Origin of the sequence: Nesiotobacter zosterae, assembly GCF_033843645.1 — a bacterium.
Lineage (GTDB): Bacteria > Pseudomonadota > Alphaproteobacteria > Rhizobiales > Stappiaceae > Pseudovibrio > Pseudovibrio zosterae.
This window is the reverse complement of the sequence record NZ_JAWXVZ010000004.1, coordinates 325375-346568: the sequence shown is the minus strand read 5'-3', so window position 1 is coordinate 346568 and position 21194 is coordinate 325375. Positions and strand designations below refer to the sequence as shown.

The window sequence follows — 21194 nt, the reverse complement described above, 5'->3', positions numbered from 1 at the left end:
GAGCTGGAATATCAGCATTTTAAAACAATAAAGAAAGAGTATGTATGAGCATCTCACGTCCGAACGGCGCAGCGACAAGCGCCACGGATGGCTTTGTCTCCATTCCGGTAGCATTCCTGAACACAGCTAAAAGATTGGGCTCCGATCCTGCGTACTATGTTCGCGGCACCCAAGTGTGGGAACCCACAAGCTGGACCGGCTATGCTGAAGAAGTATGTCAGGCGGCGAGAGCCCTGATTGCCAGTGGGGTTAGGCCCGGAGATACGGTTTGCATCCTGAGCTATAACCGGCCGGAATGGGCGATTACAGATCTCGCGGCGATGATGATTGGCGCCGCGCCCACGGGCATCTACTGGACAGCTTCCCTCGATGAAGTGCGCTACATCCTGCGCCACAGCGAGGGCCGGGTTCTGGTGGTGGAAGATGAGGCGCAGCTGGCGCAACTTGAGGAGCATTTGCAGGACTTTCCGCACCTGCGCCGAATAGTGCGCCTTAACGGTTCACCAGCTTCCGACTTGGAGCTCGACTGGCAGAGCTTCATGGAGCTCGGCGCCCCGTTAGGGGAGCTGGAAGAAGAGCGTCAGCGGCGTCTCGCTCGTATTGAGCCCGAAGATATCGCGCTGCAGATTTATACGTCAGGCACCACTGGAAAACCCAAGGCTGTGCAACTTAGCCACCGAGCCTTGCGGGAGGAGTCAAACGGCCTGACCTCAGTCCAGCGCATGACAAATGAAGATCGCTATCTCTGCTATTTGCCGTTGGCCCATGTTGCGGAGCAGGTGGGTACGATCATCCAGCACAGCGATCACGGTTATCGGGTGTACTTTGCGCGCTCAATCCCTCAGGTGCCAGAAGACCTTAGAGAAGTCAGACCCTCCATCTTCTTTGGCGTCCCGCGTGTCTATGAGAAGATGATGGTCAAGATCCAGGAGCGTCTGGATCAGGCCGAAGGGTTCAAGAAGAGGCTGGCATTGTGGTCGTTGAGCACCATGAGAGAATGGTACGAGCGCCGCATTGAGGGACGTGCAACCGGGCCTCTGCTTGATTTCAAGGCAAAGATTGCGAAGGCATTGGTTATAGACAAGGTTCAGCGCACCATCGGATTTGATCAGCAGCACATCATTATCAGCGGCGGTGCGCCACTTCCTGTTGAGGTTCAGCGGTTCTTTCTGGGACTTGGCGTCGTGTTGCGTGTGGTCTACGGAATGTCGGAGACCTGCGGTGCGACAACCTTCAATTCTCCGGAAAACACGCGCATAGGTTCTGTCGGCAAGCCAATCGAAGGCATGGAAGTGAAGATCGCCGAGGATGGTGAAATCCTTTGCCGGGGCGGTGCAAATTTTACGGGCTACTCCCACGATCCTGAGGCGACCGATGAGGTCTTTGATGATGGGTGGCTGAGAACCGGCGACATTGGGTATATCGATAGTGATGGTTATCTGTTCATCACAGGGCGCAAGAAAGACATCATTGTTACGTCAGGTGGCAAGAACATTGCCCCGGCCAAGCTTGAAGGGCTCCTCGGTGGTATCTCGTTGATTGAGTATTCTGTCGTTGTTGGCAACAACCGAAACTATTTGGGCGCACTCCTGTCGTTGGATCCTCAGGCGCTCGCAGAGTTTGCAGAGGCGCGTGGAATTGCCTCTGACAAGGTCCTGGACTCCCCAGAGTTGCATGAGACGCTCAGTCAAGGGATTGAGCGGGTAAATGCTTCTGTGGGCCGTGCGGAACAGATCAGAGGTTTCCAGATTATTCGAGATGGCCTGTCAATCAATGCTGGCGAGCTAACTGCGACCATGAAAGTAAGGCGCGCTGGTGTGCTTGATAAGCATGGCGCACTCGTTGACAAGATTTATGCTTCTTGAAAAACAAAGCCCCGCAGAATTTCTGCGGGGCTTCTTATTACCAATGCATCCAAGTCTTAATCTTCGAGGAACCACTTAGCTGCGTTGCGGTAGCAAATGTCCTGAATGATGCCGCCTGCCAGATCAAAATCAGCAGGAATATGGCCCTTTGCCATCCATTCTCCCACCATCTTACAGAGTAGACGACGGAAGTATTCGTGGCGCGGGAAAGACAGGAACGAGCGGCTGTCAGTCAACATGCCCAAGAACTGGGAGAGAAGACCCATCTGTGCCAGCTGTGTCATCTGGCGTTCCATGCCGTCGAGCTGGTCATTGTGCCACCAGCCTGTGCCTGCCTGTACCTTGCCGCCGATAGAGCCATCCTGGAAATTGCCTGCGGTCGTAACGACAACTTCGTTCTTGGTTGGGTCTAGGCTGTACAGGACGGTGCGTGGCAGCAGGTCTTCCTGATCCAGTGTGTCAAGGAACTGGTTCAGTGGATTTGCCAGCTCGCGGTCATCGATGCCATCAACGCCTACATCTGGACCAAGTGCCCTGAACAGGCGGGTGCGATTGTTGCGAGTTGCCCCCACGTGGATCTGCATTACCCAACCGCGTCTGGCGTATTCCTTGCCAAGGAACACCTGCACGGCAGACTGGAATGCGGTGATGTCGTCAAGGTTCAGGCTCTCAGCATCGAGGCCGAGCTTGAAAATACGCTCCAACTCGGCGGAACCTGGAACTGGCGAGAACAACATGCAATCGAGGCCATGGTCTGCGGCGCGGCAGCCGTGCGCATCGAAATGATCAAGACGCAGCTTGAGTGCTTCAAGAAGCTTCTCGTAGGAAGAGATTTCGAAACCTACAACACCGCCGAGGCGTTCGATATAACCCGGGAAAGCTGGCTTGTTGATCTTGAATGCGTTGTCTGGGCGGAAGGTTGGACGCACCTTCATGGAAATGTTGGCGTCCTCGGCGATCTGCTTGTGATAACGCAGGTCGTCAGCCGGGTCGTCCGTGGTGCCGAGCATGACTACCTTCTGCATTTCCAGAAGGCCGCGCGCGCCGAACTCCGGCTTGGCCAATTTGGCGTTACAAGCCTCCCAAACATGGTCAGCCGTCTTTGAAGACAGAACCGTGCCTTCGAGGCCGAAGTAGCGGTACATTTCCAAATGGGACCAGTGATAAAGCGGGTTGCCAATAAACTTTGGCATCACCTCAGCATAGGCATTGAACTTGTCGCGAAACGTTGTTTCGGTTCCTGTGATGAAGCGCTCATTCACACCGGCCCAACGCATGGCACGCCACTTGTAGTGATCCCCTGCAAGCCAGGTGCTGCCAATATCTTCAAACTGCTGGTTCTCGGCAATCGCCTTCGGGTCGAGGTGGTTATGGTAGTCAACGATCGGCATGTCTGCCGCATATTCATGATAAAGCTTCTGAGCCGCTTCTGTTTCAAGCAGGAAGTCTTTTCCTAGGAATGGCTGCATAACGATCTGGCCTTCTATTTTCTTAAGATACGGCGGCGGCCTGCATCTTGAATGTGTGATGAAGGAAGCTGACCGGCCCGATCTGTCGCCTGTAGCAAATCGTGGCCGGTCGCAGAGGTCCTGATGATTGGGACCTGTCTAGTTGGCAAGGTCGGCGACGGCTTGACCTGCGCCCTTGTCAGCTACTTCAGCATAGGCTGCGTGGACAGATTGAGTGAACTGCTCGTTGGCCACAAGATCAGCCGGGAAGACTGCATCCAGTGCCAGAAGGGCATTCACATACGCTTCGCGATCGTCGCCATATTTTGACACGATCTCGGCGAGGACATCTTTCATTGGGTCCACGACCTCAAAGGTTTCCTCACCCCGCTTGCCTTTGATGTAGTTCATCCAGCCGCCGATGCCGAGGATCAGGTGGCGATGATCTGTTCCATGCTGAAGGTGATAGCGGACTGAGTTCAACCAGCGCTGAGGCATTTTCTGGGTGCCGTCTGCTGCAATCTGCCAGGTGCGGTGCTTCAGTTGAGAGTTGGAGTAACGCTTCAAGAGCATGTCTGCATACGCAACAAGGTCCACATCACCCGGTACGTTCAGGGTTGGGCGCTGTTCATCAACCATGAGTTTGCGAGCTTCTGCATAGAACACAGGATCTGCCGCGCAATCGGCAATGGTTTCCTTACCAGCGAGGAAGCCAAGGTAGGCCAAGAAGGAGTGCGATCCATTCAGCGTACGCAGCTTCATTTCTTCAAACGGCTCAACATCGGCAACAAGCTGCGCTCCGGCCAGCTCCCATTTCGGGCGGCCAACCTTGAAGTTGTCTTCAATGACCCACTGGCGGAACGGTTCGCAAACGATGCAGTTCGGGTCAGCCTGACCGCCTAGCTCTGCGCGGACGATATCGCAGGACTCATCTGTCAGCGCCGGTACGATGCGGTCGACCATTGTGGACGGGAAGGAGACGTTTTCCTTCACCCAGGTGGCGAGGTCCGGATCCACTTTGGCTGCAAATTCCTGAACGGCAATGCTGGTCAAATGCCCGTTGTGGGGCAGGTTATCGCAGGACATCACGGTGACTGCCCCAATTCCCAGTTCGCGCCGTTTAGCGAGAGCTGCAACGATAAGGCCGATTGCGGTCTTCGGGGTGCTGAGGTTTTCAAGGTCATGCTGGATCATCGGGTTGTCCGTGTCCAGATGCTCATTCTTGACGCAGTAGCCTTTCTCCGTGATCGTCATTGAGATCACTTTGAGGTCTTCTTCTGCGAGACCATCGATGATGGCCTGAATGCCATCCCGCGCAACGTGCTGAGTTTCGCACACAGCGCCAAGAAGGCGGGTGGATTTGCCTTCGTCGCTGGTCTCAACAAGTGTGTAGAGGCGTTGATTTTCGTCCAGCATGTTGAACAAGTCCGGTGTGCCGAACAGTTCAATCACTCGCATGCCCCAGTCGTCGCCACTGGCAACGAGTGTTTCATGCAGGTGCATTGCAATGTGAGCCCGGGCAAAGGCGCCAAAGCCAATGTGTGCAACGCGTGCCTTCAGCTTGGAGCGGTCATAGGCTGGCCGTTCGACACTGCTTGGTAGCGTGTTCAAATCGAGAGCTTTGAATTCTGTTCCCATTGGTGATCAACCTTTAAAATTCGCTGAGGGCAAAAGCCATGGATGCGCTTGGCAAAGTTTCCCCGTTCATTGACAGGGGAATATCCAATCCATTGGTGCCAAGTCCTGCAACACTGACTGTGATCTGTCGTTCGCCGGGCTCGAGGGTGCCCGACCGTTTCACGACGAGCTCATTGCCGGATGATTTTCCGGTCAAATGTATTTCGAGAGTGGAGTGCTCTCCCTGTTCCCATTGATGGCTGATGCCATCGTCTTCAAAGACGGTTGTGGTGCGTGTGCCAGTTCCCTGGAACGGGAATACGGCCAGCTCTTCCACGTGGCATTCTGTTGTGTTCTTGGCAAATGCGTTTGCCAGCGGAATTACCGTTCCTGCGCGGACAAACAGTGGCAGACGCTCAAGAGGGGCGTCAACTGTTATGGTTTGACCACCGGCGTGGTAGATACCAGTGTCAAACTCATACCAACCAGTACCATTGTTTGGCAGGTAAACTTCACGGGTGCGCGCTCTTTCTTCGACGACAGAAGCCACCAGAATGTCGTCGCCGAGCATGAAGTCATCATTCTCCGCAAAGGTGTTGGTGTCGTCTTCATGATCCATCAAAGTAGGTCGGATCATGGGTTCATCATTTACGTGGGCGCGCCATAGCAGGGTGTAGAAGTAGGGCAGGAGTTGCTGACGTAGCTGCATGGCCGCACGGATCATCGGCGTGACTTCCGGATACATCCAAGCTTCGTTCACCGTATGGTCGTCGTTCCAGGAGTGAATGGTGAAGCGCGGATGCATGACACCGTTCTGAACCCAGCGCACAAACAGTTCCGGATCCGGGCGGTCGCCAGAAAAGCCACCAACATCATGGCCGATGTTGTAGATGCCTGACATGGACAGGCCGAGGCCCATTTTCACGTTGTACTTCAGATTGTTCCAGGCGGTGCGGTTGTCGCCGGTCCACGTTTGAACGTGGCGCTGAAGGCCTGGGCACCCGCTTCTTGAGATCAGGTATGGACGTTCTGCTGGCGCAAACTCCAACTGAGCTTCTTCTGATGCACGCATCATGAGCAAGGAGAACAGCGGGCGAATAAGGCCAACGTCTATTGGTTCGCCAAATCCATCGCATTGCGCCTTGAAGTCCCAGATTTCATACTCGTTGTTGTCGTTCCAGGTGGATCCAATGCCACGCGCCAACAATTGATCGGTGACGTTCTGTTTCCACCAATCAATGGTTTCCTGTTTGGTGAAGTCCAGATGCGAGCCGTCAGAGTCCCAATAGAGAGAGATTTCGGGCTGGTCGGCTTCACTGTCCTTGATGAACAGGCCCCGCTTGGCCAGATCCTCGTAGGCTGGATGGCTGGTCAGCAGGCATGGCTTGATATTGGCCGCCAGATTTATGCCCGCCTTGAGGAACTTGTCGGTCATTCCCTTTGGATCAGGGATCTTGTCGTAGTTCCAGTTGAAGACGTAGCGCAGGTTGCCGATGGAAGTATAGCCGGAGGAGAGCTGGAAGCTGTCGCATGGAATAGCGTGCTCTTCGACCAGATCGATAAAGCCTTCAAGTTGCTCCTGCGCATTGGGAGCGTCGGTGTAAGACATGGTCGAGCCGGAATAGCCCAAAGACCACTTCGGTGGGAATGCTGTCTTACCGGTCAGACGCACTTGCGCCTTTGTGACCTCTTTAATGGTCGGACCGAGGGTGAAGTAGTAGTCCAGATCCCCGTCTTCACAGCGGTAGGCGCGGTAAGCGACATGGTAGTTGTCTAGCTCGTTGCCGAGATCGAACCAGCATGTGGCCAGATTGTCGTAGAACACACCGTAGGCGATGCCGCTTTCACTCTTGGTTATGGTGAAGGGCAGGTGCTTGTAGAGCGGATCTGTTGTCTCAGCGTCATACCCCATGGCGTCGAGGTTGCGCATTTCATAGCGACGACCGTTCCGTTGCAGATTGCCTGCTTTTTCTCCCAGTCCGTAGTACCGGTCACTCTTGTGCCGGCGCAGGAAGTGGGAGTTTTTGTTATCGCGCAGGCCAAGCATGTATGCATGCGTTGGACGGTCCGCTGCGATGTTGATCCACTCGCCGTTTTCGTCCTTCGCATCCCAGATCAGTGCGAGCGGTGTCACCACAGTGACGCGAAGTTTGGCGGTTTCGATGACCAGTTTGTCGTCGCTCACTTCCTGTTTGAACTGCGGAAGCGAGAAGCCTTCAGTTGAAAGCCGTGACCGTCCCTCCCACGGAACGGTTGTCCCGTGGGGCTGAATGGACCAGGTGCGGCCCTGACGCAGTTCCTTGTTGTTCTGAAGCAGGACGCGGACAACGTCGTCTTCCAGAACAAAGATGGAGAACAGGTGGCGGCCGTCGACTTCAAGGTCGACGCGGTTGCCATCGGTGGAGAGAGGAGACCAGTGCTTCAGTGCTTTCATTTTTTTACCCTCCGTATCCGAGGATTACCCGTGGCAGGAACAGGCTGATTTCCGGGACGAATGTGACGAGCATGAGGATTGAAATCACGGCCACGTAGAACGGGAGCATCGGCTTGATGATGTCCTTGATGGCGACCTTGCCCACGGAGCATGAGATGAACAGGGCGCTGCCCACCGGCGGCGTGATGATGCCGATACACAGGTTGTAGGTCATCATGATGCCGAAGTGGACCGGGTCCATGCCGAGCTCGGTTGCCACCGGCAGGAAGATTGGCGTGAAGATCAAGAGTGCTGGGGTCATGTCCATGAAGGTGCCGATGACCAGCAGGCACAGGTTGATGACCAGCATGATGATCAGCGGGTTCTGGGAGACATTGGCCAGCGCATCGGCGATGGCGTAAGGAATGTCGGAGAACGCCATGGCCCAGGACATGCCGATGGAACAGCCGATCAGCAGCAGCACGATGGAAGAGGTGATGGCCGATTCCAGGATCACGCTTGGCAGATCGGTGATTTTCACTTCCCGGTAGATGAACACCGCAAGTACGAGCGAGTAGACCACGGCCACCGCGGAGGCTTCCGTTGCGGTGAAGATGCCGCCGATGATGCCGCCCATGATGATGACAATGAGCATCAGGGGCAAGATGGCGTCGAGGGTCTTGTAGAGCACTTCCTTCATGGGCGGCATGGGGATGATGGGATAGCCGCGTTTGGCGGCAATGATGCCGGCCACGACCATCACGCCAAGCCCCATGAGAATGCCGGGAATGTAGCCCGCCACAAACAGGGTGGCCACAGAGGTGCCGCCTGAGATCAGGGAGTAGACGATCAAGGTGGAGGATGGCGGAATGAGCATGCCGGTTGGGCAAGAAGCGGCGTTGACGGCTGCGGAATAAGCCGGGTCGTAGCCTTCCTTTTTCTGCAGCGGGGACATGATGCCGCCGACCGCAGCAGCCGATGCCACGGCCGAACCGGAGATGGCGCCAAACAGCATGTTGGCCAGCACGTTACAGTGGGCCAGTGCGCCCGGCAGGCGGCCGCCCAGAACCTTGGCAAGCTCGATCATGCGGGCTGCGATGCCGCCCCGGTTCATGACGTTGCCAGCCAGAATGAAGAACGGAATGGCCAGAAGGGTGAAGCTGTCCAGACCGGTGGCCATGCGCTGTGCCACCACGAACACGGCTTGGTCGAAGGACATGAGAACGGTGATGCAGGTGACGGTTGCCAAGCCGATGGCAAAGGAAATCGGCACGCCGAAGGTCACCAGCACGGCGAATACGCCAAACAGGATAAGTGCGCTTTGCAGTTCCATGGGGATCTCTCTAACTCTCTGCTATTCAGCGGCGTCTTCGACGGGTTGATCGTTTGGCCCGGTGCCGGTGCCGTTGATCAGACCGATTGCGAATTCCACGCAGTAAAACAGGATCACGGCTCCGGAGAACGGAATGGCTGCGTAGATGTAGCCCATGGGGATGCGCAGGGCCGGAGACAGCTGGCCGGTGGCGAGGGTCTTTGTGACCAGATTGGAGCCGCCATACAGCATGATGGTGATGGCGAACACGGCAATGGCCAGGGTGATGAACAGGTCGGACAGCAGCTTGGTGCGCCCGACAAGAGAGCCGGTCAAAAGGTCAATGGCAAGGTGGCGGCGCTGGCCAAGCGTATACGCCGCACCAATCAAACCAATCCACATGAACATGAACCGCGCCATCTCATCGGTCACCGTGCTGGGCTGACCAAGGATAAAGCGCGACACAACCTGCCACACAACACAAACAACAAGCACAGCAAAAACGAAAACCGTAACTGTGCTGAGTAAGCGATTAACAATATTCGATAGTGATTTCATTTCGATCATCCATCTGTCACTGAAGGGTTCAGCAGTGTCGCTACAATTGGTCCGCCAATTATCGGGAGGGTTCAACCTGCGCGCCAGTGCCCGGATTGTCGTCGAATTTGCCCTTCAACTTCGACTGAATTGCCGCAATGCTAGCGACTTTGCCCCCCAAAGGCAGCCCGCAAGAACACTTAGATTGCAATTTTGGTCGACCTATTTGCCCTTTTGGCCGATACGCCCCGTTTGGTATAAAGCTGATATACCTTGCGTGAGGTTTGGGTGGATCATCAAGCAAAAAACGCGTAAATCTGGTGTGTGCGCTAAAATCCCCTTGGGAGAAACAAAAAGAATGCGAGCGACCCCCTTTCTTCTCTCGTTTGTCATCTCAAGTTGTCTGGTTGCCTCTTCAGTGGCGGCCAACACCAAATTGTTGCGGCTGAGCCACAATTTGCCTACGGCGAATCCTGCGCATGTCTCCCTGGAATTTTTGGCTGATCGCGTAAAGGAGCTCACGGATGGTGATCTGCGCATTCGGGTTTTTCCAGAGGGGGAGCTTGGTACGCAGAAGGAAACCGTTTTGTTGATGCAGGAGGGGTTACTTGATATGGCCCGCTCCAACGCCGCAGAAATGGAAGCGTTTGAACCTGCATACGCGGTCATGAACCTGCCTTACGTCTTTGAGAGTGAACAGCACTATTATGATGTGCTGACAAGCGATATCGCCGATGGGATCCTTGAGGCATCAAGAGGGAAGGGCTTTATTGGCCTCGCCTTTATGGTGGATGGTTCCCGCTCATTTTATGCCAATACCCCGATCAACTCTCCGAAAGATCTTGAAGGTATGCGGATTCGCGTGCAACCCGCGCCCTCTTCCATTCAGATGGTCGAGCTGTTGGGCGGGACACCTACGCCGATCTCGTTCGGTGAGCTGTATTCTGCCCTTCAAACCGGACTGGTTGACGGTGCCGAGAACAACCCGCGGGCGCTGATTGAGGTGCGCCATGGGGAGGTTGCCAAAGTCTATTCGCAGGATGAGCACACCATGATTCCGGGTGTGTTGATGATCTCAACGCGCGTTTGGGACACGTTGCCCGAAGATCAGCAAGAGGCGCTGAGGCAAGCTGCGCGCGAAATGATGGATTATCATCGCGACTTATATAATGCGCAGACGGAAAAGGTGATCGAAGAAGCTAGGACTGAGCTTGGTGTTGAGTTTGTTTCGGTCAACAAGGAGGCGTTCATCGAGGCCGTGCAGCCCATGTATGAGGAGCTTGCTGGGCGGTCCGAGCAGATGGCGGACTTGCTTCAGCGCATCAATGCTAAAGCTTCCCAAGCTAGTCAGTAGCTGAGGCATTCTGTTAAGCTAGATCGAAGAGAAATTTGCAGGTGTCACAACCCGTGCAGAATTTGGACATATCCTTTTGAAAGAGATGGGTGCATGACGCTAGTTCCACGCGCATTCATCAAGTGGTTGTCCAATATTAATGACTGGCCTTTCTTGTATGGTAAGGCAGTCAGATAACGTATGCGCTGAAAAATGCTGATTTTGTAGTGAATTATTCAGTTTTTCCGCATGCGAGACCCACCTTGAAATATTAGGTGATAACACTAAGGCGCATCAAAATAGGTTGACCAAATGGGGCAAAAGGTTTGATATCTCCTCCCATGCAGTCGATTCTCACTTGGGGTAAACGAGGGTGATCGTCTGTACCCTGAGCCAGATGGCCACGAATACAACGGGAGAAATATTTAATGTTCCGCAAGACACATCTTCTCGGCGCGCTTCTGACCTCAGTCGTGATGGTTGGCGCGACTACCGCTGACGCAAAGACGCTGCGTGTAAGCCACAACCTGCCTACAGAGAACCCTGCTCACATTTCTCTCGAGTACATGGCTGACCTGGTCGAAGAAAAGACCGACGGCGCACTGAAGATGCGCATCTTCCCTAACGCCCAGCTCGGCACTCAGCGTGAGTCCGTTGAACTGGTGCAGAACGGCCTTCTCGACATGGCTCGTTCCAACGCTGCTGAAATGGAAGCTTTCGAGCCTACATACGGCGTCATGAACCTGCCTTACATCTTCGAGTCCGAGCCACACTACTTTGACGTTCTGATGTCTGACGTTGCCGATGAAATCTTCATGGCATCCAAGGACAAGGGCTTCATCGGCCTGGCATTCATGGTGGATGGTTCCCGTTCGTTCTATGCGAACAAGGAAATCAGAACACCTGCAGATCTGAAGGGCATGAAGATCCGCGTGCAGCCTTCCCCATCCGCTATTCAGATGGTTGAACTGCTCGGTGGTGCACCTACGCCAATCGCATTTGGTGAGCTGTACTCCGCACTGCAGCAGGGCGTCGTAGATGGTGCTGAAAACAACCCGCAGGCTCTGGTTGACGTACGTCACGGTGAAGTAGCTAAAGTCTACTCTCAGGACGAACACACCATGATCCCAGGTGTGCTGATGATCTCCTCTCAGGTTTGGGACACTCTGCCTGAAGATCAGCAGGCAGCACTGCAGGAAGCTGGTAAGGAAATGATGGCTTACCACCGCGACATCTACAACGAGCAGACCAAGAAGATGGCGCAGATCGCTCAGGACGAGCTGGGTGTGAAGTTCATCGAAGTTGAAAAGGGTCCGTTCATTGAAGCAGTTCTGCCAATGCACGAAGAGCTGGCTGCAAAGTCTGATCAGCTTGCAGACCTGATCGAACGCATCAAGGGCATGGCCAAGTAAGACCCCTCGGGTTTACTGAGCTGAGTTTTAAGAAGGCGCCTCATCCGGGGCGCCTTTTTGCTTTTGGGTCAACCTGGAAAGAGCTTGATGTACGCCGAGCACAATCTGCTGGCGAGACTGTTTGAGCCTTGCTCGAAAAATGCCTTGCGGTCGGTCAGGTACTTTTCAACTTGCGCCTCATTCCAGAACAGAGAAACCACTGCCAACTCGGTTTTGTGCTTGGCGCTCTTGAGGGAGGCTTCGGCCCTCCGCTTTCCAAAGGGCTGCGGTTCCTCATGAAGCATACCCACGCGCGCGCCGCCATAGCTGAAGGCCTCATAGCTCGGTGCCTCGCCCTGCCACGGGAGAGTGTGCCGACTTCCGGAGAGTGCCAGTTCTGTTACCCGGATACGCTTGTAGTGATGGATCTTCCTTGAACTGGTTTCCTTGATCACATCCTCTGCTGTAAATCTGCTGTACCGTTGGTACAGGAACCATGCGCACAGTTTTTCGAGATCTGGCTGGTGCGGTGGCGTAGGTCTGTTGCTCGCCAGTTCGAATGCATGTTGCGTGGAAGATGCAACGAGCGCGTTTGGAACAAGGTTGTAGAAGGCGTTTCCGATAGTGATGGTGGGCTTGCCGTGTAACAGCGCCAGCAAGCCTACGCCCGAGTTGTAACAGATCACAGCCTGAGCCAGCTCGAGAAGGCAGTGAATGTTGTCTTCCTGATCCGCCCAAACGACGTTTGGCGCCTCGAACCGAGTGCTTTGTTTCGACAAGGGGTGAGGCTTGATGACAAATGTTGTATCTCTATGCCGATTGCAAAGCTGGGGCAGTTGGTCAAGGAAACTCTGATAGCTCTCAAAACCTTCGTTGAAAAGCGTAACTGCAGTGTCGTCTTCCAGTTGAAGTGGGATGAAGCAAGTGGGTTTTCCTTTCCAAGTGCGTGGCGGATACTTGGAAAGGGTCGCCGCATAAGTTGCGTTCGCCTCCAGAGTGTCTGCTCCCTTTCGAAGTTGAGCCATGTACTGCTTCGCGCCACTCAGGTGTTCCGGCGTTGCTTCGTAAGCTTTAAAGCGGGCCTTGGAGAAATCTTCTGATGCATAGCAAATGTCGTCAGCGTAGTAGATTGTGCTTGGAAGCGCACCTCTTTCGATTACCAACGTTTCAAGGCCAAGTTGTTTTGCAAGGTCAAACAATGGTTTGGCTCTCGAATGGCTTTTCATGTAGGGATTGTAGATTGCCAGCGCGTCGATAGCGCGGCTCTTGATAAGCTTGGTCGCCCATTTCAAGTTTGTGTCACTAAAGTCACCCATGGTGATCAACTTGTAGCCAGCGCTTTTGAGCGGCAGGTGGTACTCGTAGTGGGCTGGATCCTTGATGATGCAAAGCACCGAGGGCTTGTATGAGGTGGGAAGGAAGTCCTGCTCCAAGAGCTTTCGGCGATCCTGCAGGTAAGGTTCCATCACACGGGTGAGGTTGTCGCGCTTCCAGTCATTCTGTCGAAACCATTGATCTGATTTATTTCTATCGTGCCAAAGGTGAAACGCCTTGAGGCCGCTGAATTCTGCGGGAAGGCTCAGGACCTCAAGCATCCTGCGGTATCCCCTGTAAGCGCGCGTATGGAAAAAACGCCCCTTTGTTGGACCATAGCCATGAAAGCCCGGTTCATTTGCAAGAGGGATGTCGCCTGTTAACAGCATGGCACGCAATAGAAAGTCGAAGTCTTCAGAGCCGTGGCCACGAAAGACCGCGTTCCATCCGCCCACCAGCTTCAGGTAGTCCTTATGGATCAAAAAGATGTTTGAATAGGGTGCAATGAACTCGAATGAACCGCCGAACTTTTCAAAGAGGCCGTTGAACGCCAGTTTGTTCAAGAATGCATCACTTTCTTCGGCTTTATCAAAGGCCTCTGTCGTTGCCTTTGATAAATGATAGGCAGGCAAGTTGATGATGCGGTCCATGTTTTCGCAAAGGTGAAGATCCTTCGAAAGCCCTTGCAGGCGTTCAAAGCTATTGCGGAACAAAAAGAAGTCCGGATCAGTAAAAAAGATCAAGGGAGTTTTTACGTGCTCGACGGCAGCATTTCGAGCCTGCGCCAAAGAAAAGACGCCATGATCTGGAACATGAACATATTGGAAATCATGCTCCTTGCAGATGTCTTGGATCGTTGTAGCGAACTGCTCTTCAGAACCGAAATCTACAACAATGACTGGCGGCAAAGCGGTGTAATAGCGGCCAATTCTGCGCAGCCGCTCTGCGACCCAGGGGTTCCCATCATGCAGGCGCACAGCAGTCACTAAAGTAAAGTCGAAAAGCATGTGATGGCACCAAGTCGTGAATAAACCTGATGCAAGTATTAGTCGGATTCACAGGGGCCGACCTCTGGGTGAAATGGCCCGCAGCGTGGCACTAGGCGTAATTAACCAATGGCACTTAGGGAGGGGAAAATCGGTGCCGGTGCCTTTTGCTGATGATCTTGTTAACCTCAGCAGCAGGAGCGTGATCATATCCGTTGACCTAACGGAATGACCCATTAAGCTCCCAAGAAAACGAGTGCGCCAAGCGCCCTTCTCGGAGCCTGTCATGTCCAAGACCTCACCAAACAACCGCCCTGTGATTACTCAAGAGATGATAAAGGCTTATGACGAGTACACTCATCTTACTTTGGATCGGCGTGGTTTCCTGAGGCGGTTGAACAAGTTCGCCGGTTCCAGCGCAGCTGCTGCAGCTATTGTGCCTTTGTTACAGGCAAACAGGGCTCAGGCTGCTCTCGTTGCCCCGGACGACAGTCGCATATCGAGTGAAACAGTGCGTTTTCAGGGGGCAACCAGCAAGGTTGAGGGCTATCTGGTGCGCCCGGCAGGCAACACGGACAAGCTGCCCGCCATTCTCGTAATACATGAAAACCGGGGTTTGAATGAGCACTTAAGAGATGTCGCCCGCCGCCTTGCGATCGCGGGCTACATGGCAATGGCGGTAGACTTCCTCTCTCCTGTTGGCGGCACGCCGGAGGACGAGGATGAAGCCCGGCAAAAGATCCGTGCTCTTGATGCGCAGCAGACCTTGCAAAATGCAGAGGAAGCCGTGGCCTATCTCGGCATCAGAGCGGACAGCACCGGCGCGGTTGGGGCTATTGGTTTTTGCTGGGGTGGCTATCTGGTGAACAATCTCGCCGTGGTTTCGCCGGAGCTCAAAGCAGCGGTCTCCTATTATGGTAGGCAACCAGACACAACACTGGTGCCGCAGATCTCCGCCGCGCTCTTGCTGCACTACGCAGGGCTCGACGACCGCATTAACGCGGGCATTGAGGACTTCCGCAGTGCGTTGACCGATCACGGCAAGGACTTCACCATTTACATGTATGAGGGCGTCAACCATGCCTTCAACAACGACACTTCTGAGGCGCGCTATGATGAGAAGGCAGCAGAGTTGGCATGGAAGCGCACATTGGCGTTTTTCAAAGAGAAGCTGCAGTCCTAGCGATTGCGGCCCTGCAGCATTGAGGCCGTTGGTGGTTTTCGTCTAACTGAACCAAGGCCTTGTCGAAGTGTTGTAGAGGCCGGGGCGAAAACATAAAAAGCCAGCCGCTGTTAGCGGCTGGCCGGATCGGTCTGGATTGAGCCAGACCTTTATTTCGGCAAGATCACCTTGTCGATGACGTGGATGACACCGTTATCCGCTTCGATATCTGCGGAAACGACCTTTGCATCGTTTACCATTGGGCCGTTGTCCAAATCGATGGTGATATCACTACCCTGCACGGTCGTTGCGGTCATATCGTCCTGAAGATCAGTGGACATAACCTTCCCCGCCACGACGTGGTAGGTCAGCACGGCGACAAGCTGATCTTTGTTTTCTGGCTGAAGCAGGCTTTCTACGGTGCCATCCGGCAACGCGGCAAATGCTTCATCGGTTGGGGCGAACACAGTGAAGGGGCCCGGACCGGACAGGGTTTCTACCAGACCGGCGGCCGTTGCAGCGGCGAGCAGAGTGTTAAACTGACCAGCGCTCTTGGCAGTGTCAACGATGTTGGCAGCAAGGGCGGTGGATGCAACAGAAGCAGAAAGCAGTGCGGCGGCTGCGGTGACCTTTAGAAACTTCATGGGGCTAACCTCCAAGTGGTTATGTAATTGACGTGACCCTGTACGGCAGGTTTGCTCGGTATGGTTTTAAAAATCGGTGTGGAGGCTGGTCACAAGTTTGTGCTTAAATGCCGCTGCGATTTGAATGATCTAGAGGCTTTGTTGCTTCGTAGTGGAAGCCTTTCTCATCACGTCAAGGCCCTATTGAGAACGACTGGTTAACCCTGCTGGCATGACATCGGTCACAAGCGGGTGCCTTTTTTCGTCCCTCCAGATGCCAACAAAAATCTGGAGGGCCCCATGGGTAATTTTATTGTGGTAGTTGCAAATGACCCAAGCATTATTGGTGCAGCGACCGAAACACTTGGCATGTCACACAAGCCGCGGGCTGAAGCCGTTTACTCCTACAAGGTGCACAGCGAAAAGGGCTACGCCATTTATGATCCGGAAAATGGACAGTGGCTTCCCATGGAGAGCCCGCCCCAAATGACCACTGACATGGATCAGTGCATTGCGTTTGCTGGCTACGGAGATGGCCATGAGATTGGTCGGCCCAATGCGTCAGTGCCCGGCCCGAACCTTCAGCCGCATCATGTGGCGAGCATGCTCATGGATATGGGCTACCGGAAGAACAAAGTGATTTTGTCTGTGTGCGGTGAAAAGGCCGCCGACACGCGGTTTGCGCATAACTTGGCCGAAGATCTTGAGCGTCGCACGTCACACCATGGCACGATCTACACCCCAAGTGCGGCCCTGTCGCCCGGCGCGGATCCGTTGGTGCACTACAACTTCAAAGGCGTAGAGTACTAACAAAAAGGCGGGCAGGAAAGCGCTCCCCTGCCCGCCTTGCGTCATGTGCCGTTTGGCTGGATCAGGCGACCTTCTCAGCCTTGAACAAGGTGTCGGGCTCAAGCAGCTTGAAGCCGGTTTTGACAATCTGCAGCTCGCGGGTGCCTTCTTCCAAGGTGGTTTTGAGCACCTGATAGAGCGCGGACACAGTGCGGCTCAGCGCTTCATCCGGGCTGTAGCCGCGCAACGTATTGCCCAAAAACAGAGAGCTCAACATGTCGCCAGCGCCGTTTGGCGCGATTGGCAATGGAAGGATTGGTGTCTTCACCATCCAAGCACCCTCGCCGGAAACAACCAGAACGTTGATGCTGTCGTCTGCGGTTTCTTCAACCAGCAGGGACGAAACAACCACAACCTTTGGCCCGCGTGCGCGCAGCGCGTGGGCTGCTTCCAGAGCATCTGCCAAGGTCTTCACGGTGCGTCCTGAAGCCAGTTCAAGCTCGAACAGGTTTGGCGTGATGATATCGGCTTGCGGGATGGCTTTGTTGATGATCAGGTCAGGAATGCCTTCCTGAACAAAGATGCCTCGGCCCACATCCCCCATCACGGGATCGCAGCAGTAAATTGCTTCTGGGCTCACGGCCCGCACGCGCGAAACGGTGTCAACGACCGCTTCCACGATCGGTGCGCCGCCCATGTAACCGGAGAGAATGGCATCACATTTTGGCAGCGCTCCACGCGCTTCAATGCCATCAACGAGTTCGCGGATCATTTCACCATCAAACACGCGTCCGGTCCATGCGCCGTAGCCCGTGTGGTTGGAGAACTGAACCGTATGAATTGGCCAGGTGTCTTGCCCCATCAGCTGGAGCGGGAACACCGCAGCGGCATTTCCAACATGGCCAAAAGCCACGTGAGATTGGATCGACAGAATGCTCATAGACAGCCCCTTCTTAGTCGTGAGCTTCTCGAGAATGGGAGAAGTATCTCTGAGATATCTTTGTCCTAGCCGCTTTACCCCCTAAAAACCAGCAGATATCTCTCAGTGCAAATACCGCGATTTTAGAGTTCTCCAAAGGTTTTTGTGATCAATCGGCGCAGCCACCGGTGGGCGGGATCGCTGCGGTAGCGGCTGTGCCAGGCCAGCTCGACCGGAAACCGTCCAAGGTCCACCGGCGGGGCGACAATCTTCAGTCTCGGATCGCTCTTGAGTCGCTCGCATACCCGGTCCGGCAGGGTCGCGCAGTAATCCGTTGCCGCAATGAGATCTGGCACGGACAGAAAGTGGGTAAGGGACGCCGCAAGGTCGCGGTGCAAACCTTCCCGATCCAGCACTTGAAACAACCCTGCCTTCAATGTGCCGGGCGGCAACACGTTCACATGCTTGAGGTTCTCATAGTGTTGCTTGGTCAGCCTGTCTCCTATGCCCGGCAGGTCTGCCCGCACAACGCAATGGAGGCCATCCTCAAACAAGCGGTGCACCACCAGATTGTCTGGCGGGTCTACCATCCGTCCCAAGGCAAAGGCCGTGTCTCCGGACATCAAGCCACTTTCGGATATGCTGGCTCCGAAAGGAATGACCCGGATCGAGATGTGTGGTGCCAGCTCTCTGAGGCGGGCCATGAGGTCGGGTATCAGGATGAATTCGACGTAGCTGTTGGCCGCGATAACGAAATGCCGGTGGGCGCTAAGTGGGTCGAAGTCCTGCTGCGCTTGTACTACGCCATCAATCTGGCGCAGTGCCTCAGCGATGACAGGACCAATGGTCTCCGCCTTCTCTGTTGGCCGCATGCCATAACGCTCGCGAACGAACAAGGGGTCCTGAAGAAGCTCGCGCAGGCGTGCCAAACTGTTGCTGAGCGCTGGTTGCGTGATCCCAAGTCGTTCCGCAGCACGGCTCACGCTGCGCTCCTCAAGCAGAGTAACGAATGTTCTCATGGCGTTCAGGTCATATCGCATAAGATATTCCTATCATGAATATCTAGAATAACTAGGATAAATTTGAGAAATACAAAGGGCGGGCTTATCTCCACTTACAGAACACGCTCACCCGCACCTATTTAAGGAGATACCCCATGAGTAAAATCCTGTTTGTCCTGACCAGCAACCCTTTCATGCTTGATGGTACGCCAACCGGCCTGTGGCTGGAGGAATTTGCCGTGCCCTACATGGCGCTGACAACTGCGGGGCACGATGTAACAGTCTCATCTGTCGTTGGCGGGCAAGTGCCAGTGGATCCGAACAGTGCGCCTTCTGAAGAGCAAAAAGAAGCATGGGCGGCTGCGATTGCGAAGCTTGAGAACACGCCAAGCTTTGAGGCGTTCTCTGCGGAGGAATTTGATGCGATCTATATGCCGGGCGGCCATGGCACTGTGTTCGACATGCCGTTCAACAAGAAGCTTCATGATTTGATCTTCGCGTTCGACAAGGCAGGTAAAGTGGTGTCCAGTGTCTGCCATGCGCCCGCGGTGTTTGGCGGAATGCGGGACGAAAACGGCCTGCCGTTTGTCAAGGGACGTACATTGGCTGCCTTCACCAACAGCGAAGAAGAGGCCGCAGGTGCGACCAAGAATGTACCGTTCTTGCTGGAAACCCGGCTCATAGAACTTGGCGCTATCCACCAGCGTTCTGATGACTGGACGCCCAAGGCGGTGCGAGACGGGAACTTGATTACCGGTCAGAACCCTCAGTCTTCAGCTGCGGTGGCTGAACTCCTCAAAGAGGCGCTGGCGTAACGCGGTGTAAGCTCCACAATCGGCACAAGACCAACCGGCGCGCCTTCGAGCGCGCCGTTTTCGTTTGGTGTCTCTACAGAAAACGTGCAGCCCCTATAGGTTCTCCTCCAGAAATTGGGCGATGTGCGCCGAGGCCGGGCCTACGATCTTCGGGTCATCATAGATGTCCGTCTGTCCCTTTGAGGTGAGGAAGGCCCGGTCCTTTGGGGCCTGCACGTTGTCGAAAAACTTCTCTGCCCACAAGGGATTGAGCGCATTTGGGCCATGCAGCATCAAGAAAGGCTGTTTCACCTTGGGCGCTGCCGACTGCACATCGAACTGAAGGAACGCCTCACGCGACATGACGGCGAACTCGTTTCGGTAGTTTGGGTGCTTGGCGCGGCCTGCATAGTAGTCATAGGTTGACTGAAGCAGCATTGCCGCGTCTCCCTCCAGTGCGACGGCAGGGATGAGTTCGACCTCACCGGTCTTTTCATAATGCTCACGCGCCGCTTTTCCCTGCGCCACACGTGCGGCAAAACCCTCTGGGTCAGCCGCCTGCATGGCTGGTACATCCCGGTAGTAACCTGCGACCGCTGCGATGGCGTTCACATCCGGATGGCCTGCAAGAGCTTGTAATGCGTAGCCCGCACCAAGACAGATGCCAACCGCCCCAATCCTGTTTGCGTTCACGCGTGCATCTGCTTTCAGCCACGCCACCGCTTCAACGAGATCGGCCAGTTTGTGCGGATAGTATTCCCATTGGCGGGGCTCCCCACCGCTCTCACCATAATGACGGTGATCGATTGCCAGCGCGGCAAAACCGTGTGCGGCAAGAGCGCGGGCATACGTGCCGGTGACCTGTTCCTTGACGGATGTCATGGGCCCCGCAACGACTACAGAGGGAAAAGGACCATTGCCTTCGGGAAGGTGGAGATCCCCAACCACCTTCACTCCTTCGACCGAAAACACGATACGCTCTGGTGTTGTCATCAGGCCATCCTCTTTACTTGATGAGAGATTGGTTGCAAGGTGGAAGCTTGAGTCTCTACAGTCAACTAGGTACCTTGGGGTAACCATGCAAGAACCTGAAAATCCGGCAGCCGACGCTTTTGTGGCGCATTGTCCGTCCAGAGGTCTTCTGACCCGAATTGGCGAGAAATGGACCATGCTCATCATCGTGGCTTTGGCCGAGGGCCCTGTGCGCTTTGGTGCCTTGCATCGCCGGATCGAGGGCGTCTCAAAAAAAATGCTGACACAGTCGCTGAAAAACCTTGAGAGTGACGGTCTGCTGACCCGCAAGCTCTATGATGAAATGCCGCTTCGGGTTGAATACACCCTCACACCCAAGGGAGAGGAACTTGTGCCGCTTATCACTGCGCTCAAAACCTGGGCTGAAGGGGTGGTGGTGGAGCGGGTAAGAAGCGGAGAAATCAAACTTGATCCTGCTTTTCAAGAGGCTGGTTGAGCGGCACGTAAAAACGGGTTCGATTCCCCTCCCGAGGCGCTGACTTGCTATTTGGCTTTGTTAAGTGGCTAAGCTGCGCCGCCTCGGTCATGGCTGTTCCATGAGATCTGCCCCAACGTTCTCTTTGGCTTGCCGGTAGATGATTGTCGCGGGGCGAACAGCCAAGTTCAAGTTCTTTAAAATATCTCATGTGGGTACTTGCGCGTTTTTGAAGATCAGGTT

At 54.7% G+C, this 21194-nt stretch carries 17 protein-coding genes; 7 read left to right on the top strand and 10 right to left on the bottom strand.

The window, feature by feature from the left end; translation table 11 throughout:
* Positions 1–44 precede the first annotated feature (44 nt).
* Positions 45–1865: an AMP-dependent synthetase/ligase gene (locus tag Q3Y58_RS08090; RefSeq protein WP_319621850.1), complete on the top strand. Its 1821-nt coding sequence runs from the start codon at positions 45–47 to the stop codon at positions 1863–1865.
* A gap of 56 nt (positions 1866–1921) precedes the next feature.
* Here Q3Y58_RS08090 and uxaC read toward each other — a convergent pair whose 3' ends face one another.
* The 5 genes from uxaC to Q3Y58_RS08065 form a co-directional block, all read right to left on the bottom strand.
* On the bottom strand, positions 1922–3334 hold the full coding sequence (gene uxaC / locus Q3Y58_RS08085) for a glucuronate isomerase (protein WP_319621849.1): 1413 nt from the start codon (positions 3332–3334) through the stop codon (positions 1922–1924).
* 138 nt (positions 3335–3472) lie between these two features.
* Positions 3473–4951 carry a mannitol dehydrogenase family protein gene (locus Q3Y58_RS08080; protein ID WP_319621848.1) on the bottom strand — a complete coding sequence of 493 codons (1479 nt, stop codon included), beginning with the start codon at positions 4949–4951 and terminating at the stop codon, positions 3473–3475.
* Between the two features lie 13 nt (positions 4952–4964).
* Entirely contained in the window at positions 4965–7364 is a 2400-nt protein-coding gene (locus tag Q3Y58_RS08075) for a glycoside hydrolase family 31 protein (protein WP_319621846.1), read from the bottom strand.
* 4 nt (positions 7365–7368) lie between these two features.
* Entirely contained in the window at positions 7369–8676 is a 1308-nt protein-coding gene (locus tag Q3Y58_RS08070) for a TRAP transporter large permease (protein WP_274218938.1), read from the bottom strand.
* 21 nt (positions 8677–8697) lie between these two features.
* Entirely contained in the window at positions 8698–9213 is a 516-nt protein-coding gene (locus tag Q3Y58_RS08065) for a TRAP transporter small permease (protein WP_274218939.1), read from the bottom strand.
* Positions 9214–9247: 34 nt separating this feature from the next.
* Here Q3Y58_RS08065 and Q3Y58_RS08060 point away from each other — a divergent pair, with 34 nt between their 5' ends.
* Positions 9248–10546 (top strand): TRAP transporter substrate-binding protein, encoded by a 1299-nt coding sequence (locus Q3Y58_RS08060; protein ID WP_319621845.1) that lies wholly within the window; start codon positions 9248–9250, stop codon positions 10544–10546.
* Positions 10547–10953: 407 nt separating this feature from the next.
* A complete protein-coding gene (locus tag Q3Y58_RS08055) occupies positions 10954–11937 on the top strand; it encodes a TRAP transporter substrate-binding protein (RefSeq protein WP_274218941.1) in 984 nt (327 codons plus the stop codon).
* 68 nt (positions 11938–12005) lie between these two features.
* On the opposite strand, the gene Q3Y58_RS08050 is transcribed toward Q3Y58_RS08055, so the two are convergent.
* Entirely contained in the window at positions 12006–14237 is a 2232-nt protein-coding gene (locus tag Q3Y58_RS08050; RefSeq protein WP_319621844.1) for a capsular polysaccharide export protein, LipB/KpsS family, read from the bottom strand.
* A 265-nt stretch (positions 14238–14502) separates the two neighbouring features.
* Between Q3Y58_RS08050 and Q3Y58_RS08045 the strand changes: the two genes are divergently transcribed.
* Entirely contained in the window at positions 14503–15399 is an 897-nt protein-coding gene (locus Q3Y58_RS08045) for a dienelactone hydrolase family protein (RefSeq protein ID WP_319621842.1), read from the top strand.
* 149 nt (positions 15400–15548) lie between these two features.
* Here the strand turns inward: Q3Y58_RS08045 and Q3Y58_RS08040 are convergent, their stop codons facing one another.
* Positions 15549–16022 (bottom strand): fasciclin domain-containing protein, encoded by a 474-nt coding sequence (locus tag Q3Y58_RS08040; RefSeq protein WP_319621841.1) that lies wholly within the window; start codon positions 16020–16022, stop codon positions 15549–15551.
* 279 nt (positions 16023–16301) lie between these two features.
* On the opposite strand from Q3Y58_RS08040, the gene Q3Y58_RS08035 reads away from it, so the two are divergent.
* Entirely contained in the window at positions 16302–16811 is a 510-nt protein-coding gene (locus Q3Y58_RS08035) for a hypothetical protein (protein WP_274218946.1), read from the top strand.
* 61 nt (positions 16812–16872) lie between these two features.
* Here Q3Y58_RS08035 and pdxY read toward each other — a convergent pair whose 3' ends face one another.
* Complete coding sequence (gene pdxY, locus Q3Y58_RS08030; protein ID WP_274218947.1) at positions 16873–17730, bottom strand: pyridoxal kinase PdxY; 858 nt, start codon at positions 17728–17730, stop codon at positions 16873–16875.
* 122 nt (positions 17731–17852) lie between these two features.
* The gene (locus Q3Y58_RS08025; protein WP_319621840.1) at positions 17853–18749 is read right to left on the bottom strand and encodes a LysR family transcriptional regulator; all 897 of its coding nucleotides are present in this window, start codon (positions 18747–18749) and stop codon (positions 17853–17855) included.
* 116 nt (positions 18750–18865) lie between these two features.
* Here Q3Y58_RS08025 and Q3Y58_RS08020 point away from each other — a divergent pair, with 116 nt between their 5' ends.
* Entirely contained in the window at positions 18866–19525 is a 660-nt protein-coding gene (locus Q3Y58_RS08020; protein ID WP_319621839.1) for a type 1 glutamine amidotransferase domain-containing protein, read from the top strand.
* Between the two features lie 93 nt (positions 19526–19618).
* On the opposite strand, the gene Q3Y58_RS08015 is transcribed toward Q3Y58_RS08020, so the two are convergent.
* Positions 19619–20497, bottom strand: a complete 879-nt coding sequence (locus tag Q3Y58_RS08015) for an alpha/beta hydrolase (RefSeq protein WP_319621838.1) — start codon at positions 20495–20497, stop codon at positions 19619–19621.
* An 85-nt stretch (positions 20498–20582) separates the two neighbouring features.
* Here Q3Y58_RS08015 and Q3Y58_RS08010 point away from each other — a divergent pair, with 85 nt between their 5' ends.
* Entirely contained in the window at positions 20583–20972 is a 390-nt protein-coding gene (locus Q3Y58_RS08010) for a winged helix-turn-helix transcriptional regulator (RefSeq protein WP_319621837.1), read from the top strand.
* Positions 20973–21194 lie beyond the last annotated feature (222 nt).

Coding starts and splice junctions, on each gene's coding strand:
- Q3Y58_RS08090 (WP_319621850.1), top strand. CDS start 45: ATGAGCATCTCACGTCCGAACGGCGCAGCGACAAGCGCCACGGATGGC.
- uxaC (WP_319621849.1), bottom strand. CDS start 3,334: ATGCAGCCATTCCTAGGAAAAGACTTCCTGCTTGAAACAGAAGCGGCT.
- Q3Y58_RS08080 (WP_319621848.1), bottom strand. CDS start 4,951: ATGGGAACAGAATTCAAAGCTCTCGATTTGAACACGCTACCAAGCAGT.
- Q3Y58_RS08075 (WP_319621846.1), bottom strand. CDS start 7,364: ATGAAAGCACTGAAGCACTGGTCTCCTCTCTCCACCGATGGCAACCGC.
- Q3Y58_RS08070 (WP_274218938.1), bottom strand. CDS start 8,676: ATGGAACTGCAAAGCGCACTTATCCTGTTTGGCGTATTCGCCGTGCTG.
- Q3Y58_RS08065 (WP_274218939.1), bottom strand. CDS start 9,213: ATGAAATCACTATCGAATATTGTTAATCGCTTACTCAGCACAGTTACG.
- Q3Y58_RS08055 (WP_274218941.1), top strand. CDS start 10,954: ATGTTCCGCAAGACACATCTTCTCGGCGCGCTTCTGACCTCAGTCGTG.
- Q3Y58_RS08050 (WP_319621844.1), bottom strand. CDS start 14,237: ATGCTTTTCGACTTTACTTTAGTGACTGCTGTGCGCCTGCATGATGGG.
- Q3Y58_RS08045 (WP_319621842.1), top strand. CDS start 14,503: ATGTCCAAGACCTCACCAAACAACCGCCCTGTGATTACTCAAGAGATG.
- Q3Y58_RS08040 (WP_319621841.1), bottom strand. CDS start 16,022: ATGAAGTTTCTAAAGGTCACCGCAGCCGCCGCACTGCTTTCTGCTTCT.
- Q3Y58_RS08035 (WP_274218946.1), top strand. CDS start 16,302: ATGGGTAATTTTATTGTGGTAGTTGCAAATGACCCAAGCATTATTGGT.
- pdxY (WP_274218947.1), bottom strand. CDS start 17,730: ATGAGCATTCTGTCGATCCAATCTCACGTGGCTTTTGGCCATGTTGGA.
- Q3Y58_RS08025 (WP_319621840.1), bottom strand. CDS start 18,749: ATGCGATATGACCTGAACGCCATGAGAACATTCGTTACTCTGCTTGAG.
- Q3Y58_RS08020 (WP_319621839.1), top strand. CDS start 18,866: ATGAGTAAAATCCTGTTTGTCCTGACCAGCAACCCTTTCATGCTTGAT.
- Q3Y58_RS08015 (WP_319621838.1), bottom strand. CDS start 20,497: ATGACAACACCAGAGCGTATCGTGTTTTCGGTCGAAGGAGTGAAGGTG.
- Q3Y58_RS08010 (WP_319621837.1), top strand. CDS start 20,583: ATGCAAGAACCTGAAAATCCGGCAGCCGACGCTTTTGTGGCGCATTGT.